This is a genomic window from Pelosinus sp. IPA-1 (assembly GCF_030269905.1).
Lineage (GTDB): Bacteria > Bacillota > Negativicutes > DSM-13327 > DSM-13327 > Pelosinus.
On record NZ_BSVC01000005.1, the window covers coordinates 299,608 to 318,642 of the forward strand.

Below are 19,035 nucleotides of genomic sequence, written 5' to 3' on the forward strand. Positions count from 1 at the left end.
ATGGACTTTTTATTAAATCCCTATTATTTGCAGATTTTAATGTTTATTATCATCAATGCTATTCTGGGTATTAGCATCTATCTGACTCTGTCGACAGGGCAATTATCCTTAGGCAATGCAGGGTTTATGAGTATCGGAGCTTATGTTTCGGCAATTCTGACCTTGAAGGCTGGCGTACCCCTTTATGTAGCTGTCCCAATCGGCGGTGCTGCTGCGTGTCTGATGGCGGCGGTAATTGGTATTCCTACTACCAGATTACGGGGCATCTATTTAGCAATTGCTACCCTTGGTTTTGGCGAAGTTGTGCGGGTAATCATTCTAAACCTTGGCATCACAAACGGTGCGTTAGGTCTTTCAGGTATTCCTTCCATGAGTGTCATGCTCAGTAAGGGGCTCACTTCTCTGGGCTTAGCAGCAGGCATTGGTGGAATCAGCGTACGTCAGCTAGGCAGCATTTCCGTCATTCTTATTCTTGCGCTGATTTTAGGATTTTTGGTCTTTTTTGCCTTACGCTTAAGTACTTCTCGCCTTGGCAGAGCTTTTGCTGCGATTAAAGCAGATGAACACGCTGCGGAAGTTTCTGGCATTGATACTCGCTACTATAAGTTATTAGCATTTTTTATGGGTGCTTTTGTGGCTGGTATTGCTGGTGGTTTGGCCGCTCATGTCACCTTCTACATTGGCCCAAAAGATTTTGCTTACCATCGAGCCGTAGAAATATTGCTATTTGCTGTTCTTGGTGGTAGCGATGTGGTCTGGGGCCCCCTCTTAGGTTCAGTAATCCTCACATTATTGCCTGAAGTACTGCGTTTTGCTACGGAATATCGCGAAATGATTTATGGTGGTATTTTGGTAGTTATGATGGCTTTTCGTCCTCAAGGGCTTATCAGCGAAGATACCTTGCGCTTTTGGCAAAGAAAACTTACTGCAAGACCATTGGCTTCTAAGCAAGAGGAACTTCCGAGGAGGGCGACAAAATGACCTTAGCAGTTGAGCAAGTAACAAAACAATTCGGAGGTCTTATGGCCTTAGCAGATGTAAATTTCACCGTCAATCCAGGAGAAATCGTAGGAGTCATTGGGCCAAACGGTGCTGGCAAGACTACTTTATTCAATTTGATTACCGGCGTATTGCCACCCAGTTCCGGTAAGATACTTTATCAAAATCGCCCTTTGGTTGGCTTAAAGCCTCATAAAATTACAGAACTCGGTATTGCTAGAACCTTTCAAAACATCCGGTTATTCGGCCATCTCACGGCTTTAGACAATGTACTGGTAGGAGCGCATTGCCGTACTCGATCTGGCCTATGGCAAGGTGTTTGGCAAACTAAGGTCCAGCAGCAAGAAGAAAAAAAGACTCGGGAGAAAGCAAGAGAATTGCTACATCTGGTAGGGATCGGTAAAGATGAAATGTCCCTCGCAGCAGCCCTCCCCTATGGCAAGCAACGCCGCTTAGAAATTGCTAGAGCCTTAGCATCTCAGCCCCACTTACTTCTGCTTGATGAACCTGCCGCTGGCATGAATGAGAGTGAGACGGATGATCTACAGGTATTAATAAAGAAAATCCAGAGTCTAGGCGCAGCTATTATCCTGATCGAACACGATATGGGCTTAGTAATGAATATCTGCGATAAATTGGTGGTTCTTAACTTTGGCAAAAAAATTGCGGAAGGAATTCCCCAATTCGTGCAGGATAATCCAGCAGTAGTAGAAGCCTACTTGGGCAAGGAGGAAGAGTAACATGCTGAAAATTGAACAGCTTGCCGCTGGCTATGGAAATATTAAGGCCCTTAAAAACATTGACCTACATGTTCCAGCAGGCTCTATCGTCTCCTTGATCGGCGCCAATGGCGCCGGAAAAACTACCGCGATGAAAGTTATTATGGGACTTATTAAACAAGATTCTGGCCAAATCTTGTTTAAAGGGCAACATATTAGTGGTATGGCAACTCATAAGATTGTTAGTACAGGGCTTTCTCTTGTGCCTGAGGGGCGTAATATCTTAACTCGGATGACAGTACTGGAAAACTTAGAGATGGGAGCATGTCAACGTAGAGATAATGAAGTAGCCGATGATATGAAGCGCATTTTTCGCCGATTTCCGATCCTCGAAGAACGCAAAGCACAATTAGGAGGAACCCTTTCTGGCGGTCAGCAGCAGATGCTTGCTATCGGTAGGGCTTTAATGGCGAGACCGGAGCTGCTACTTCTAGACGAACCTTCTATGGGATTAGCACCATTAGTGGTAGCCGATATCTTTAAGGTAATTCAGGAAATTAACCAAGAAGGAACGACCATCTTACTTGTTGAGCAGAATGTAAGGCAGGCTTTAAAGATCGCCCAATACGCCTATGTGCTAGAAACAGGGAAAATGATTCTTCATGGATCCGCAAAGGATATAGCGAATAACCCTCGGGTAATGGAAGCTTATCTAGGTGGAAAGAAAACAGGCTAACGATTCGCAAAACTAAATAATAGGATTGGAGGAGTTATATAAATGGATACGATGTATGTTTTTTATGAAGGAAAGATTGTTCCGGAGAATGAGGTAAATATCAGTGTGCGATGTAAAGGGTTTAATTATGGTCTTGGCTGCTTTGAAGGAATAAGAGCTTACTGGGATGATACGGAGAAACAATTGTATGTATTTCGCTTGCGAGAACATTATGAACGCCTTTTGCAATCTTGCAAAACCTTGTTTATTAACATTCCTTATACTGTTGATGAATTATGCCAAGCCACTCTTGAATTACTTAAGAAAAATAACTTCCAGACCACCACTTATATTCGACCTCTTGCCTTTAAGGGCTCAAACCATATTGCCCCTACTCTATTAGATGATGACAATCGGCTTATCATCTATTGCCAGCCTATGGGAAATTTTACTGGCAAAGATGAACTGCGCGCTGCTTTTACTACGTGGGAACGTTTAGGAGACAATATGATACCACCCCGTTCCAAACCAACAGCTGCTTATATGAATTCTGCATTAGCTTCTATAGAAGTTGTAAGTAAAGGGTATGATGAAGCCTTATTTTTAACACGAAATGGCCATGTTTGCGAAGGCCCGGGGGAAAATGTATTCATGGTGCGTAATGGGAAAATAATTACGCCACCACCTGCTGATAACATTCTTGAAGGCATTACTAGAGACACGGTTATGCTGTTGGCACGGCAGGAGCTAGGTATCGAAGTGATCGAACGCAGCATTACCAGAACAGAACTATATGGGGCGGATGAAGTGTTCTTTAGTGGCACTGCGATGGAGGTTGTCTCTGTTGTAGAAGTGGATGATAGAAAAATTGGTAATGGTCATAAAGGACCTATCTGCGAAAAGCTGAAGGAATTATTCTTTAAAACTACCATTGCTAAGATAGAAAAATATGCGGATTTTTGTACACCTGTTTATCCGATGACTAAACCGCTCTAAGACTCCCATCTTCATCTCGTTAACAGTCTGTAATTCCTGCCCTTGACGGTCAGGGAAACAGGCTGTAAACTCGAAATAAGTTCGAACTAGGGGTCTCCGGACCCAAGGCTCACTTATATAAGTGGGAGTTAAGAGCGGCTAAGTCCCTGGATAAGTGCGACTAAGATTCAGATGGAGTTAAAACTCCATCTGAATCAAGTCTTCTTTATCCAAAGACAAAGTAATATAGGGCTTATAGAATAAACCTGCAACAGAAACTAAAATTCCTGCAAGAACTCCTAAGAGATCTTGCAGGAATTTGTATTTTAATGGGAAATACATTACTAAAGGAGATTTTTAAAATTGCTCAGATAGACCTGTATCTGTGACATTTTTCTTAACTAAAAACATTAAAAAAGAGAGGTTACAATCATGAAAATCAAAAAATCGTTTTACATAGTCCTAGTTGTAGTACTTATGCTGAATCTATCAATAGTAATTTGTGGGGCCTCTGAAAAAATCAGTCCCGATTTGATAAAGTTTCAAGGGACGGGCTGGGAAACAGATACCAAAGGGGTAAACATTTTTATTGGAACTCTTCAGAATGCTGCTGGTAGAGATGTCGAATTTATTGGTCTTAGGTGTGCTTTTATCGATGGGAAGGGCGTGGAACTTGACCATGGCCTTGTCATTGTCCGTGATGTTGCAAAAAATGAACTGGCTAAATTTAAGTTTTATCCACCTGCTCCTGCTGGAACGGTAACCGCTACAATCACCGAAGTAGATGCCTATGCAAAATAAAGATTATAGCAATAGAGGCCAACGATCCAATGCACCCGAAATGTGTTTGGATCGTTGGCCTCTATTAATACGTCCTATATGTTATGATCTTTGCTATTCGCCGAGAGCTTCAGCATTGTATCAGCGATTTCCCGCCCGTTTATCAATAGCACAATTTTATGCTCACCGGGATAATGACGACGGGTTGTCAGATCTGCCCAATGATGCCTCCGCGTGCCACTCAGCTCTGCACCGCCAGGTACCGTTTTATCAGATAACAGAAAGAGTTTACGTGATAAACGTCCCCCTGCCTTTACAAAATCGATCCCGTATTCAATGCGGACGTGTACTGCCTCACCCTCCCGAATACAAAGCTGGTATCGTAACTCAGAGCTCTCGCCGATCACTAGAGCTTGCGGTTCCACCAGCAGGGAAGCGCTGGTTGTTAGTAAAGCCCCACTTGTCGTTTGCGCATAACCAAATAGGGCCAGGGCTTCAGGATCGGCTTTACGAATCAAGGTTCGGCATCCTTGCCGTAGAATCCAGTCCGTGTGGGAATGCACACCTTTCCAAAGGCGTGCTGTTTCAAGCACAACCGAAGGATGATCCTTTGCTATGTCATTTAAGTTATTAGCAACGCTTTTGCGCACATAAAGGGAAGGATCGGCCTTCAATAGCTCCAATACCTGAATAACTGGAGAAGGATCCCGTTTGAACATGGAAAGTGCTTCTCCCCAGGGCAAACGGGGCCGGCAACCCTCGCTGGCAAGCCGCCGAACATGCTCGTTTGGATGATGCGCCCATTTTACCATTTGGCACATCATCTTCTCGGGATTGCTCATTATAAAGGGCCTTACAGCAAATTCCGAAGACGACTTTATCGTGAACCGTTCTAGTGCTTCCATAGAAAGCTCCCAATGTTTTTCCCCTTGGCCGTACACTGCTACGAAATCAGGAAAGAACAAATAAGGAAACCCAACACATTCCTCGTCAATCGCGTATAATATGTCCAGAGCCTCTTCATATTTTGCTGGCAAAAAACGCCCAAGACTCTCCGTAATCTTCCTCATTCTCGCCTTCAAGGCAAGCCCGTCCCATGTATTATCTAGTAAATTTCCGATAAACCCCTCTATATCAAAATCACTATATACGGCATATATCTTCTTGCCAAATTGACGCAAAAATTCTTCATTGTACATGTCCTTCAAAGGTTCTGGCATAATCTATTTCCTCCCTGCGGCGATTCATCACCAGTCAATGGTTCTTAACCTTGTAATTATTTTCTCTATATTTTCATCACCTAATTAATTATAGCATCAATATAGCTATCAGAATAACAAAGAAGGCACAGAGCCATTACTACGTCTATCCATACTTGCTGAAGGCTTTTTTTTGTGGTAGAATTAAAATGTAAAATTATTCCATGCAAAGGAAGTCCTTAAATGTATCTATGTAAATATTTTCTTATTACGATTATTTTCTTTTCCTATTTTATCGGCAAACAATTGCCGCCATCTTTTAGCTTTGAAAATAGTCCGTTAGAGTGGTCACAAGTCGTAATTCTTCTCATGGGAGCATTACTGACTGCCAAATGGCGGCAGGAGGCTAAAGCGACTGCCCGATATCATCATGCCCGTTTCTTGACTTGGTCAATCCCCCTATGGCTATTAATGGCCGGACGTGAAATGAGCTGGGGCAGGGTCTTCTATCCTTTAGGAATCAATCCTACTACTGGTCCCTTCTTTATACCTGTCTCTCAGCTGCCTTATGCGCCAATCGTATATCCTACAATTGGAGTGGTTATCCTGTTATGGCTATTTGCGGTTATGAAGTATAAATTGCTTGCGATCCCCTATCAACTATTTCAGCAAGGCCACTTCCCTATTGGTGAATTCCTGCTAGTCATCCTCGCCTTTGTCGTCGCCAATATCGCCGAAAAGGTGATGCACTTTGAAATCATGGAAGAAATCGTGGAATGCGTAGCTTATCTCTCTATTCTCCTCACAGAATATCGCATAAAGACTACCCTACAACAATCAGCTAAAGTAAAAGATGAAGATTTTTTTTAACTTAGATTGACTCTTTAGTCAATCTAGTTCCTTGGTTAGTTTCGCAAGGCTACTACTAAAATAAAACCCTTACCATGTATATAACTCCTATTATACACATAGTAAGGGTAAGTTGGAGAAGTTCTATTTAAGCAGCTTCTCAATATCTTTTTTCATACTTAAAGGTGCAGTTGTTGGTTCGTAACGTCCTACAACATTCCCTTCCCGATCAATAAGGAACTTAGTGAAGTTCCACTTAATGTCATTTCCTTTAAGAAATTCTGGAAACTTCTCTTGCAGAACGCCTTGTAATTTTCCACCAATGGGATGATTCAAATCAAAACCTTTGAATGGTGCCTTTTCCGTCAAATAGGTAAATAACGGATGAGCACCTTTTCCCCGAACATCCATTTTTTCAAAGAGAGGAAATGTAACCCCATAATTAATTTGACAAAAATTATGTACTTCGGTATTACTTCCTGGCTCTTGCTCGGCGAATTGGTTGCTTGGAAATCCCAAAACGACCAAACCTTGTTCCTGATATGTCTTATAAAGTTCTTGCAACTCTTCATATTGGGGAGTAAATCCACACTTACTAGCCGTATTTGCAATCAGTAGTACCTTACCCTTATAATCTGCCAAGGATACTTCTTTCCCATCAATGGACTTCATTTTAAAATCATAAATACCCATAACTGTCCACTCCTTTTCCTCTGTCTTATTCGATTATAGTATAATCGAAATGCATTTCACTATACGATATTCAATGAAAAGCACCATATACATGATTTTTAAGTATTACCAGAGCAGGGTTTATTATAATCGACCATAATTCCTACGCCAAAGTGAACATAAATATCTGGATAACCCGTGACAGGTATCCAATAACCAATAATCTCCTTTCCTCCCACTTCACTTTTCGAGTAGGTTGCTTTATTTGTTGCTATAGCCTGGTTAGCTAAGCACCCTTTATGCCGTTCAGGTCCGCCGAGTTCTGAGCACTTTCCCCCTACGACCCCTCCAGCATTACGACAAGCATTATTTACAGCTAAAATCTCTCTACTTTTATGTATTAACATAACTGCCTCAGGAAAATTGTCCCACATCATATGAAAGGCTTCTATTACTTTTGCATCCATCTTTTATCCCCCTACTTTTTTATCAAACTTCACTACTATTAATGACGTGATATTATTTGTTTTATTGCATAAAAAGGTATCCTTTTCACTATTTTATCCATTTTTTTATAGATCCTAACATAGCAGTGAACTCTTCTATTACATTGGTTAATTTGCCTTGTCAGTATTCTGCTAACACGGATCGTGTACTAAATTTAATAAAAAAAGTAGTTCCTTCTGGGGATGAATTTGCAGTTATTTTTGCATTATGTCTTTGAGCAATTCGATAGCAAACTGACAGCCCTAATCCTGTTCCATTTTCCTTTGTAGTAACAAAAGGAGTACCAAGTTTCCTAAGTACTTCCTCGGGTATTCCTGTTCCAGTATCTTGAATTTTAAGCACAACATTCTCCCCTTCAAGATATGTCTGTATCATTATTTTTCCACAGGAAGTCATTGCCTCAAAGCCATTTCGCGTTAGGTTTAAGATAAGTTGTCTTATTTCATTCTTGTCCATTGGGATATCCGGTATATTACTGGTTTTAAAATGAATTTCATGCCCCATTCTAAAGGCATCCGCTTGCAGTAAAGGAGATAGTGTATGAATAATTTCATTCAAGCTATCCGCTTTGATTTCTGAAACCTTATCTTTCGCTAACGACAAAAATTCTGTAATAATTGAATTGGCTCTATCTAATTCATCTATCATGGTTTGAATTTGTTTTATATAATCGCTAAAACTTTCTTTTCTAAGGAATAATTGCAAATAACCACGCACGGTTGTCATGGGATTGCGTACCTCATGACTTATGCCTGCAGCCATCTCCCCCACCGTGTTTAGCGTTTCAAGACGGGTCAACTCTTCTTCCATCCTTTTTGTTTCTGTAATATTTAAGTTTAATTCCATGACGGAAAAGGATCCGGAAGTATTCTTTAGGAGCCAGCAGCTCCTACAAATAATCTTACCTCCGTCTTTACGGGTATGTATCAATTCCCCCTCCCATCGCCCTTTAGCTAATAAAATCTGATTAATTTGTTCAAAAGGTTTAGGAAATTGAGGAAAGAGTATGTCCTGTATACTCTTTCCTATAACTTCGTCTTTAGTATATCCATATAACTCCTCGGCTTTTCTATTCCAGAAGGTAATCATGCCTTCCATATTTCTTATGATTGTTGTCTCAGGGTCTAGGTCTAATAATCGGATCTCTTCGCGGAGCAGCATCTGGTTATCTATTGCATCCTGTAAAATAAAAAATATTTTAAAACCAAGATAAGAACCAATAGGTACTAGCAGGAATAAAGGCACCGCTATTTTGATGGCAACATGTAATGCTGACGAACTCCATGGAGGAACTATCAATAGTATAATTATAACGACTGCTGTAAGACTTCCCCCTAGAAGCACGTGCCGTCTAAATCCCCAGTTTTGAATTTCGTACTTTCTTAGATAAAAGCCAATGATACCAAAAGTAAAAATCGTAATTATGCCAGTCCAGGCACCAGCCCCACCTTGTAACCATCGATAGAATCCACTAATACATGCAGCTACCATTGCGGGAACCAATCCACCAAAGAAACCAGCTAAAGTCATAGTTAAACACCGAAAATCTACGAATCTGCCAGGCTCTAGCAAAATGCTATTCTGCATGGTATATATTGTTCCAAGGCCAAGCAAAAATCCCCATACAAGATTCCGATGTTTAGGATACTTTGAGCCAATATAAGACCCGCTTGAGGCAATTCCAATTACTATGATTATGTTCTCTAGAAAGGAAAGTATAAAGTCCACCAACATCACCCCTAGCGAGTATACTTCTACAAAAGGGCAAATTTTCCTACTGCTTATGTAAATAATTGTATTATGTGGCAACCATTGGCATAAATAGAAGGTTGAAGTAAAGAACATTTGTCTCCTTTACTTCAACCTTGTTGTTTTTCTATATAAAAATGTACCTTACGCATGAACTTCTAATTTTGGGGACTGAAGAATGCTTCTTCGGGTTAGCTGATTCTTAGTAAATTGACCTGTTCTACGTCTCGTTGCAAATGAAAATATACTACTCGATCCAATATCGTTTGCAACTCTTCAGACAGATCTACAAAATTACAACCAAAGTTATTGTTCTGTTGCCAAATAACTTTTGCTACGACATTCATATTCCCCAGCCCATTCGATAAATTCAGCCTGATTAAGGAATTAAGCTCCAAATTAGATTCTAATTGCAACAAAATCCCTTCTCTACTGATATTAGTCGCAATCGCATCCATAGGATGGTCAGAATTGCCGAGCAAAATTGTCACAGGTTCATTGACATCGGCACGAGGAAAACTTCGATTATCATTCTCGACTGCCACTCCCCGCTCTGCAAGAGCTTTTTCGACCCAAGTGCGATCCCATGACATATTTGCTATCTCTTCTATTGTTTGCATCTCTGTAAGGGATTTGGCCCGGGATTTTTCTAATAACTCTGCGGCATCACGTGGGTTAATAACAACAATACCATCTTCGTCACCAACCAAGATATCACCAGGGTTTACAACTACGCCGCCACAAGCAACAGGGACATTAATTTCACCAGGTCCGTCTTTATAAGGGCCTGCGGGGGTTACTCCTGCTGCATAGATGGCTAAGTCCATTTTTTTTAACGCCCCTATATCACGAATCGCACCATCAATTACAAAACCACCGATACCTCTTTGCTTTGCCCACAAAGCCATCAATTCTCCCATAATAGCGTTTGTCAAATCGCCTTGCGCATCTACTACCACAATATCGCCGGGTTCTGCAAGATCAAGTGCTCTATGCAACATAAGATTATCGCCAGGACGTGCTTTAACAGTAAAAGCCGGCCCAAGCAATGGTACTTCATTGATTGGGCGAATTTTGGCATCCATACAAGACATTCGGTTCATATTATCTGCGATATTAGCTACTGGTATTCCTGCAAATCCTTCAATTAAAGTCTTGGGCGGTCGATTACTATGTGTAAAAATGCGTAATCCTACATTCGACATAATTCATCTCTCCATTCTTTTTTATCGGTTATTCAGCAGGTAATTTTAGATTCTATGACCGAACTTCTCATACTAGATTATTAGGCATTTTCGCTTTTTCGACTTTTTCAATGTTTTCAAATGATAGACGAAGAACATTTTCTAAGACATCGCGGGTTCCGCCACCTACATGGGGGGTTGCTAACACATTTGTAAATCGTAATAATGGATTATCTGCCTGCATTGGCTCTGAAGACCATGTATCCATGCCTACGCCAAGAAGGTTACCTGTTTTCAACGCTTGTACCAGACCCTTTTCATCAATGATATTGCCGCGAGCTACATTAATTAAAATTGCATTGGGCTTCATGAGGTTTAGCTCTGTTTCACCAATCAAATTTCGGGTTTCTGGGAGTAGTGGAATGTGTAGACTTACAATATCAGAAATTCTTAAGAGTTCCGTAAAGGAAGTATAGGAGATTCCTAACCTTGTTTCCTCTTCAATGGAAAGTCGGTTTCGATTAAAATAAATTACATCCGTTCCAAATCCTTTTGACAGCTGCGCCACTCTTTTTCCGATATGGCCCATACCTACAATCCCATGGGTCTTTCCCTTCATTTCAAACATAAATGGACGATGTTCCCACATCAGCCATTTCCCTTGCTTGGTTTCTTGATCTAAAAAATGAAGCTTGCGATAGAGACATAAAATCATACCGATTGTCATTTCGGCAACACTAGATGAATTTGCTCCTGGGGTGCTGGCAACTAAAATACCCCTTTCTTTTGCAGCTTCAAGATCAATATTATCAACGCCACTGCCTGTTTTTTGAATCAATTTTAAGTTAGGGGCCTTCTCTATCATACTGCGGGTAATCGGAGTAGCGGCAGTAATAAAATAATGTGCTCGCGATAAAAGATGTTCTTTTTGACTATCATTTAGATCATGCCAATAGACTATTTCTGTAGTAACTTCCTTATAGGTTTCAATCATCTTATGTATTTCAGTTGATACTTTCTCAAAATAAATTACAGTTACAGTCATTATCTATCCCCCGTTTAAAAAGTGAGTATATAACCGTATGCCGTTACACCTAAATCTTAAACTTGGATACAATGTCTTGCAAATTACCTGCCATTTGAGACAGATCTGTACTGGAAGAAGCAATCTCTTGGATCGATGCAGTTTGTTCTTCTGTTGCTGCTAATACAGTTTGTGCTTGACCTGCAGCATCCTTACTGACCTTCGTAATCTCCTTTACGGAAGATACGATTTGTTGGCTACCATTAGCCATCTGTTCGATCGCTGCAGAAATTTCACGGATTTGGTCCGACTCTTCTTCAATAAGTAAAGCAATCTCGTTAAAGGATTGTCCCGCGGCTATGGCAACTTCTGTACCTTTTCTTACCTCATCAGTACCATCGTTCATTGCTAGTACAGCCTTAGTCGTATCTGCCTGAATTTCTCCGATCAAAGCAGCAATCTCTTTCGCAGCTCCTTGGGACTGTTCCGCGAGTTTCCTAACCTCTTCAGCTACCACAGCAAAACCACGGCCTTGTTCACCAGCACGAGCAGCTTCAATAGCAGCGTTTAAGGCTAATAGATTCGTTTGACCGGCTATTCCCGCGATAGTGTCAACGATTTGCCCGATTTCCTTAGAACGTTCACCAAGTTTAGCTACTACTTGTGCTGAATTATTCACTGAAGTTTCAATATTAGCCATCTGACTCGTAACTTTCTGGACAGCTTTACCACCTTCTTGAGCAGTATTTGATGTTTTCTCTGCTGTAGCAGAAGCACTGCCAGTATTAGCAGCGATTTGTTGAAGGCCCGCAGACATTTGTTCAACGATATGCATTGTGTTATCTACAGCCTGCATTTGATGTGTTGTCCCGTCAGTCACACCTGTTATTGCAGTTGATACTTGATTTGCCGCCTGAGATAATTGTTCCGTGCTTGCTGTAAGCTCTTCAGAAGAAGCCGATACTATTTCACTTGCCTCCTGAACTTTCATAATCATTTGACTAAAATTCCCAATCGACGTTGATAGAGCCTTTGCTAGAATTCCAATCTCGTCATCCGATGAAGAAGTAATGGCTACAGAGAGATCTCCGTCACCAATCTTCGCAACTTGCCTAGAAATCTCTTCAATTGGACGTAATAGTCTAATAAGAAATATCCATGCAACAAAACCAACAACAAGAAGAGCCACTAAAAGAGAAATTACCATAGTAGTAAGGCTTGCATAAAAGTCACTTATAATTTCACTCTTAGGCATACTAACAATTGCCACCCAGGGGGTATTCTTAATTGGTACAGCCAAGGCTAAAGAGTCTCGACCGCTAGAATCGGGATAAGGGATTAATCTCCCTGAATTCTCCAGCAAGGAATGTAACATATTCTCTGGAACTTTTATTTGCTCTTTTATTATATCTTTATTTGTGTGAGCTAATATTGATCCATCTTGAGCTACAATTCCAGCCACACCAGTTTCACCAACCTTAACTTGGTCGAGAAAACTTTGTAGGGTTTCTAAGGAGATTGACTGAGCAACAAATCCCGCCATTTTACCGTCCTGTGTTTTGACAGGTTGCGTAACTATGACTGAGGGTATTCCTGATGCCCTGTTCACTATTACATCGCTAATGTGTGACTTTTGATCCTTCATCGTGTCTTTAAAGAAATCTCGGTCAGCTACACTTCCTCCTATCGTTTTCGCATCGTAGGGAGCTATGGCAAATCGTGCGCCTGAAGAATTGATAAATACCAGACGATCAACTCCCCATGTGGCTGCGAAATATGTATTGATCTTATCTTGTACACGGGAAGCATCTCCAGATTTGAGGTCAAGATCTTCACTATAATATTTACCGCTTCTTGAAAATGAAGCAAATAATTCACTTGTCTCACCCGCCAGCTGAGAAGCCTGGCCATTCATTGCTACTTGATTGTTATTCAATGTTCTCCCATAGAGAACATACATACCTGACCCTCCGACGATAAGCCCTGTCATAAGAAGGGCAATCACTAATAACGTAACGGTTTTTGCTTTAATAGACATCTCTTACTCTCCTTTATTAAAAACTAAATACTAATTTATTTGTAAATGATCTCATGCATTTATAAATCCTGCGAAGTTGCTAGTTATGAAATACTTCAACTGTAATCTCCATGCATAATTTCATTAATAAATCAAAAATCCCCAGACGAATGCCTGGGTTTCAATACCTTTTTCAAGGGAAACCTGGCAATCATAGACCAAATGTCCTTAGACCCATAGCTTTGCGTCCCTACCTTTCAGTAAGTTTGCCAAATATATAATTTTCTACATTTACAATATCATAATTATAAGACGAATAAATTATTATAATATTAACGTTTGGTTAATATTACTAAAACATAGCGTGTAATTACCTCTAGTATAGAACATAGCGATTGATAACGGTTATCAATATCAATCATTATATTCTATACTGTTTAATTTTGTCAACACTTCAATTGTCTTCCTAGAAATAAAAGAGCCTTCGCAATAATCCGCGAAGGCATGAATTTATATATGTTATTGCTTATCTTATAGAGAGTAATGTGACAACGAAAAGCGTCAATTACGCCTGGATCATTTCAAGGAAGGCTTCAATACGTACCCGTAGCTGTTCCGTATCGCTACTTGAGTAGTCAGTTTCCACTTGGATAAATGGTAAGCTAAACTGTTCATCCAGATATTTTTTTATGGAATAGGATTCCACATTATAAGTATGACAACCAATCCAGGTCAAATCTAACACCCCGTCGACTTTGAAGTCCTTTACCAGGCGTCCCAGTAGTTCATAGCGACCAGGATTAGGTGACATACAAGAACACGCAATAGCCAAATATTTTTCGGCAATAGCCTCTAGAGGGTCTTTATTTTCATCTTCGTCAACCAGCATGTCTACTGGTTTATAGCCGTTACAGTTTTCTTGACAAACTACCGTTCCTCCTAGTTCTTCAACCAGCCTTATTACTTTTTCTGAGCCTAGTCCAACCGGTACACCAGTGAGTAAAATACGAGGTCCCGCCTTATGTTTGTTTTGCTCTAAACCAGCTTTAACAGCAGCGTTCAATTCTTCCAGCATAGTTGCAACTTTTTCTTTATCCGGATAAAATCCCCGATTGTGGGAAACTGTCAATATCTCTAACCCCGTAAGGGGTGCCGGAATATGCTGGTTAAGATCATAGAAGTTGCGCAGAGCTCGCCGTTCCCGGTTGGCAAGTTTGATCGCCGCCCGTAGCTTATCTGGAGTAATCTCTACTTCTAATTCCTGTTCCAGCCTTTCCTTAAGCTTCTGTACTTCTTGAAACCAAAGTTCCCGGGACTGAGGCGAAGCTTGTTCCTGAGGCAATTGCAACAGGTGAATTGGCTTATATCGTGCTAGCAATTCATACATTTTCTTTTTACCATCACAGGTTGTTTCCGCTACCAGGAGATCCGAAAAATTAAAAAATGGACAAGTATCAGTCGCGGCAAAACCATAGCTAGACTTAATCAGTGGGCACATATTTTGAGGCAGTACTTTTTCTGCTGCCGCAATGGGTTCTTGTTTGGTTCCGCATAAAGAAATGGGATAAGCTCCAGCTGCCAAGATCAATTCCTGGGGCGAATAGGTGCAATACATACCGACTACTTTTTGCCCATTTTCCTTCTCCTCTTTAATTTTCATCATCCCTTGTTCACGTAACTTAGAAAATGGTTCCATTAATACAGAATCAATCATTTTTCCACTCTCCTAGTTTATCTTTACGCTTTTTTAGCAAGCGTTGCTATCGCTTTTATGACTGTTTCCATTTCCGCTTCCGTATTGAAAAAGCCGGGACTTAGACGACAAGTACCTTGCTGTAATGTACCGATGGTTCTATGAGCAAAAGGAGTACAATGAAGTCCGGACCTGGTTACAATACCAAACTCCCTTTCCAGTAAAAAACTTACTTGCGCAGAATCCATCTCGCCAATTGCAAAAGAGAGGACTGCGGTTCTATCCTTTGCGATTGCCGGCCCGTACATCTTGACTCCGGTAATATTCTTTATATTTTGCCATAGGATTTCTGCAAGTTTTTGTTCATAAAGACGTATCGTATCGATGCCCTGCTCCAGTACAAAGCCCACGCCTGCTCCCAGTCCAATAATTCCCGGGGTATTTAATGTCCCGCTTTCTAAACAATCAGGCATACATTGGGGCTGTTTCGTATCATGGGATTGTGAGCCAGTACCGCCTTCTTTTAAAGGTTTCACATCAACACCCGGCTTCACATAAATTCCACCCGTCCCTTGTGGCCCCAGAAGTCCTTTATGTCCTGTGAACGCCAGTATGTCAATTGATTGACGTTGCACATCAATTGGTAGTACTCCCGCGCTTTGGGCCGAATCAACCAAAAACAATATGCCACGTTCCCTGCATGTCTGGCCTACCTCGACTATAGGCTGGATCGTTCCCGTGACGTTTGATGCATGCAGCAAACCCACCATCTTGGTATTTGTCTTAATGGCTTTGACGAGGGCTTTTGTATCAAATAATCCTTCTAGGTTGCAAGGAATCACGGTAATCTCTATTCCAAGTTCAGCTAAAGCAAAGGCTGGCCTAACTACAGCATTATGTTCCATGCTGCTAATTATCAGATGGTCCCCTGGCTGTAAGCTTCCTTTTAAGGCCACATTCAACGCTTCCGTAATATTGAGTGTAAACGAAATGCGCAGGGGATCATTTATATTAAATAATTGGGCCAGACGTTCCCTGGTTTCTAAAACCATACTGGCGGGAGTCAAGGCAAAACTCGTTGTTCCCCGCCCTGGATTACCACCGATGTTGCGATTAAAATTGTCAACAGCATCATAGACAGCTTCCGGTTTCGGCCAAGAAGTCGCCGCATTATCTAGATAAATTTTTTTCATACCCATACTCCCTTTATTGTCTGTTCACTTTCACCCCTCGGCGCACCATCTCTATGCCATTCTCCTCCAAAAAGGCTACCGCCTGATCGATCTCCTCCTCTTGAAGCTGGGCAGCCAATCCCTCGCAAGGCCCACTTAGTTCATGAGGAATCGGAATGAGCTTAACGCTGATCTTTTTGTTTTTAAGAAGTTTTTCCGCCCGTAAGGCATGTGTGACAGACGAAAAGGTAATCACCCATATATCCATTAGTATCGAACTCCTCTTCTACTCAGGCTGTAGGAACCTTGTCGCCCACTGATCCCGCCATGTCAGCAGATATTAACATTGCCCCAATTGCACCGGTAAATTGACAATCTTCAGGTGCAAGTATGGGCATGTTGAGCTGCGTCGAAAGGCTGCGGACCAAACTCTTGTTTTGCGCAACTCCACCAGTGAAGATGATTGGTGACTCAGGTTTAATTCTTTCAATCATTGCACTAATTCGACGGGAAATCGCCTGATGTAATCCCGCGATAATCTCCCCTTTTCCCGTTCCCTTGGCCAAGAGCCCAACTACTTCCGATTCTGCAAATACGGTACACATACTGTTTAGTTCTACTGGTATTTCATCTTTAGCCAAATCCGACAATTCTGCAACATCAACGCCTAGTCTGGCCGCAATCACTTCCATGAAACGTCCCGTACCGGCCGCACACTTATCATTCATCACAAAATCAAGAACGCGCCCTTGTGCACCAATTTTGATTATCTTGCTATCCTGCCCACCTATATCTATGACTACCCGGGTTTCTGGTAGCAGATATGCTACTCCTCGGGCATGGCAAGTGATTTCAGTAACTGCTTTATTAGCTGTCGGCAACGCGATCCGACCATATCCTGTTGCAACGACAAAGTCTACCCCACCATCAACTCCTGCTTGATCTAAGGCGGCTGCTAACACATTTTCTCCTGCTTGGCGTGGACTCCATCCGGTGGGTATAACAACTTTATAGATTTTTTCATTAACAGCCAGTGCCACTTTAGTAGAAACTGAGCCAATATCAATGCCCGCAACAATCATATAACCTCCTAAATGTCCTAAAAGAAAGTAAATCACTTTTACTTATATGACTCTAAGGATAGATTCTATTCCCGAGCCAATCTTCCTGTTTCGTAATGCCAGAAAAGCGCCTATTTTTCTCCTTCAGATGAAATCATTGGGATTGTTCTTTTGATTGCAATTTTATTTATCATACCGGCTTAGCGTATATTGAAATGCTCGATCGGCTATTCAATATTATCCCAAATTAATAAACTTCTTTTTAGACAATAAAAAAACTGCCTACTTAATTAAAGTAGACAGCTGCAGTCCTATTCAATTAGCGGTATCACTTGTTTTGTACAGACTTATTAAACACCTATCCCGTAAAAAAAGCACCGCCCTACCAATTAAGGTAAGACGGAGCGATGGTGGGTTGGTGGATATAAACCTGTTACTGGCTTATTGATTATCGTACATAATTATCAGCAAGAAGTAGTGTCATCGAAATCTGGAAATAAAAGAATGAATAGAGCGATGATCAGAATTATGAACCATATACCCCTGTTAACTGAACCAAAAAACATATCAATTTCTCCTTTCAAATTGACTTGAAATAGCTAATCTTGATATGATATCTTATTCAAAAATTTCTTATATGGTAACTAATTTTATATATCTCAGTAAATAAAAGTTGTTTTAAACGAAAGAAAGACGGTGTTTTTTAAACTTAGTTAACTATAGAAGCTTTGTTGAAAACGAATTGCTATCACTTTTCTTGGGTACACTAATTAGTAGAATGATCAACAGTCTTCCGATAGAAGTATGGAGAATTGATTATATGTTAGAAGAAGTCCGAACCTTTCCCACATCTCCCTCAGATGAGCAAATCGCCTATACCTTGAAGCATCTGACTTATGCTCGAATAGATAATTGGATCGACACAGATTTCAACACACTTGGTTGGTGGTTCCAAATTGCGTTGCTCGTTATTACGTTATTAGTTTGGTGGAAGCTAGTGGATAAAAAGAGATTACTAGAACTGACCTTTTATGGATTTGCGATCATGACAGTGAGTATTTGGCTCGATGAAGCCGGATATGAACTTGGACTATGGTACTATCCTATCGATTTAATACCTATCTTTCCACCGTCAACCGCGATTGATTATGTCATGCTTCCGGCCCTATATGCGCTTGTGTACCAATACTGCAGTTCCTGGCGAAGTTTCATTATCGGAACTTCTATTTTGGCTGGTTTATTTAGTTTCATCCTTGAGCCTTTGTTAGTAAAATTCGGTTTTTATGTTCCTATATGCTGGAATTATTACTACAGCTTTCCTGCTTATGTTGCAATAGGAATATTGATGAGAATTATAGTTGAGAAGCTAAAAACTATCATGGAAAGTTCCCAAGAGACTTAAGTATTCAGAGTAACCCGACACTTATCTCAACTCCACCACATGGATATAAAAAAGACGCACCGCGAAGGTGTCGTCTTTTTATTGTTTATTGGTATTTTCTTTTGATCTAATTTTTCCAAGATATGTATTACTCTCATCATGCCTAGGAATTCTTATTTACTAATATAAACTTTTTATCCAGTTGGCTTTTCCTTCTATAAGTTTGGGAACTTTCTTAATGTATAGTTTATCCTGTGGAATTTGGGGATTATCTGTGGGTAACCTCATATAAATCACTTTCACACCTTCTCTTAGCATTGATGCCGGTAAATCTTGATT

At 40.8% G+C, this 19,035-nt stretch carries 18 protein-coding genes and 1 riboswitch; of the genes, 7 read left to right on the forward strand and 11 right to left on the reverse strand.

Going from position 1 to position 19,035, the window contains the following annotated elements; all coding sequences use genetic code 11:
• The 5 genes from QSJ81_RS14180 (at position 1) to QSJ81_RS14200 (ending at position 4,209) form a co-directional block, all read left to right on the forward strand.
• The gene (locus QSJ81_RS14180; RefSeq protein ID WP_285718030.1) at positions 1-981 is read left to right on the forward strand and encodes a branched-chain amino acid ABC transporter permease; all 981 of its coding nucleotides are present in this window, start codon (positions 1-3) and stop codon (positions 979-981) included.
• Positions 978-1,739 carry an ABC transporter ATP-binding protein gene (locus QSJ81_RS14185; RefSeq protein WP_285718031.1) on the forward strand — a complete coding sequence of 254 codons (762 nt, stop codon included), beginning with the start codon at positions 978-980 and terminating at the stop codon, positions 1,737-1,739. Before QSJ81_RS14180 ends, QSJ81_RS14185 begins: the two co-directional genes overlap by 4 nt.
• Position 1,740: 1 nt before the next feature.
• On the forward strand, positions 1,741-2,454 hold the full coding sequence (locus QSJ81_RS14190; protein ID WP_285718032.1) for an ABC transporter ATP-binding protein: 714 nt from the start codon (positions 1,741-1,743) through the stop codon (positions 2,452-2,454).
• 42 nt (positions 2,455-2,496) lie between these two features.
• Positions 2,497-3,429, forward strand: coding sequence for a branched-chain amino acid transaminase (locus QSJ81_RS14195; protein ID WP_285718033.1), 933 nt, complete (start codon positions 2,497-2,499; stop codon positions 3,427-3,429).
• 411 nt (positions 3,430-3,840) lie between these two features.
• Positions 3,841-4,209, forward strand: a complete 369-nt coding sequence (locus tag QSJ81_RS14200; RefSeq protein WP_285718034.1) for an FxLYD domain-containing protein — start codon at positions 3,841-3,843, stop codon at positions 4,207-4,209.
• Between the two features lie 74 nt (positions 4,210-4,283).
• Here the strand turns inward: QSJ81_RS14200 and QSJ81_RS14205 are convergent, their stop codons facing one another.
• Positions 4,284-5,408, reverse strand: coding sequence for a DNA alkylation repair protein (locus QSJ81_RS14205; protein ID WP_285718035.1), 1,125 nt, complete (start codon positions 5,406-5,408; stop codon positions 4,284-4,286).
• Positions 5,409-5,630: 222 nt separating this feature from the next.
• On the opposite strand from QSJ81_RS14205, the gene QSJ81_RS14210 reads away from it, so the two are divergent.
• Entirely contained in the window at positions 5,631-6,257 is a 627-nt protein-coding gene (locus QSJ81_RS14210; protein ID WP_285718036.1) for a hypothetical protein, read from the forward strand.
• A 123-nt stretch (positions 6,258-6,380) separates the two neighbouring features.
• On the opposite strand, the gene QSJ81_RS14215 is transcribed toward QSJ81_RS14210, so the two are convergent.
• From QSJ81_RS14215 to QSJ81_RS14260, 10 genes are all read right to left on the reverse strand, one after another.
• Positions 6,381-6,929 carry a glutathione peroxidase gene (locus QSJ81_RS14215; RefSeq protein WP_285718037.1) on the reverse strand — a complete coding sequence of 183 codons (549 nt, stop codon included), beginning with the start codon at positions 6,927-6,929 and terminating at the stop codon, positions 6,381-6,383.
• A 98-nt stretch (positions 6,930-7,027) separates the two neighbouring features.
• Positions 7,028-7,375, reverse strand: coding sequence for a hypothetical protein (locus QSJ81_RS14220; protein ID WP_285718038.1), 348 nt, complete (start codon positions 7,373-7,375; stop codon positions 7,028-7,030).
• Between the two features lie 160 nt (positions 7,376-7,535).
• Positions 7,536-9,143 (reverse strand): ATP-binding protein, encoded by a 1,608-nt coding sequence (locus tag QSJ81_RS14225; RefSeq protein ID WP_285718039.1) that lies wholly within the window; start codon positions 9,141-9,143, stop codon positions 7,536-7,538.
• A gap of 212 nt (positions 9,144-9,355) precedes the next feature.
• A complete protein-coding gene (locus QSJ81_RS14230; RefSeq protein WP_285718040.1) occupies positions 9,356-10,369 on the reverse strand; it encodes an RraA family protein in 1,014 nt (337 codons plus the stop codon).
• A gap of 67 nt (positions 10,370-10,436) precedes the next feature.
• Positions 10,437-11,393: a 2-hydroxyacid dehydrogenase gene (locus QSJ81_RS14235; RefSeq protein ID WP_285718041.1), complete on the reverse strand. Its 957-nt coding sequence runs from the start codon at positions 11,391-11,393 to the stop codon at positions 10,437-10,439.
• Positions 11,394-11,442: 49 nt separating this feature from the next.
• Positions 11,443-13,410, reverse strand: coding sequence for a methyl-accepting chemotaxis protein (locus tag QSJ81_RS14240; protein WP_285718042.1), 1,968 nt, complete (start codon positions 13,408-13,410; stop codon positions 11,443-11,445).
• 174 nt (positions 13,411-13,584) lie between these two features.
• Positions 13,585-13,670: riboswitch (cyclic di-GMP riboswitch) on the reverse strand.
• Positions 13,671-13,954: 284 nt separating this feature from the next.
• Positions 13,955-15,103: a double-cubane-cluster-containing anaerobic reductase gene (locus tag QSJ81_RS14245; protein WP_285718043.1), complete on the reverse strand. Its 1,149-nt coding sequence runs from the start codon at positions 15,101-15,103 to the stop codon at positions 13,955-13,957.
• Between the two features lie 23 nt (positions 15,104-15,126).
• A complete protein-coding gene (locus QSJ81_RS14250; RefSeq protein WP_285718044.1) occupies positions 15,127-16,275 on the reverse strand; it encodes an aminotransferase class V-fold PLP-dependent enzyme in 1,149 nt (382 codons plus the stop codon).
• A gap of 13 nt (positions 16,276-16,288) precedes the next feature.
• Positions 16,289-16,522 carry a putative Se/S carrier protein gene (locus tag QSJ81_RS14255; protein ID WP_285718045.1) on the reverse strand — a complete coding sequence of 78 codons (234 nt, stop codon included), beginning with the start codon at positions 16,520-16,522 and terminating at the stop codon, positions 16,289-16,291.
• 22 nt (positions 16,523-16,544) lie between these two features.
• Entirely contained in the window at positions 16,545-17,336 is a 792-nt protein-coding gene (locus QSJ81_RS14260) for an acyl-CoA dehydratase activase (protein ID WP_285718046.1), read from the reverse strand.
• A 757-nt stretch (positions 17,337-18,093) separates the two neighbouring features.
• Here QSJ81_RS14260 and QSJ81_RS14265 point away from each other — a divergent pair.
• On the forward strand, positions 18,094-18,717 hold the full coding sequence (locus tag QSJ81_RS14265) for a CBO0543 family protein (protein WP_285718047.1): 624 nt from the start codon (positions 18,094-18,096) through the stop codon (positions 18,715-18,717).
• Positions 18,718-19,035: the final 318 nt, after the last annotated feature.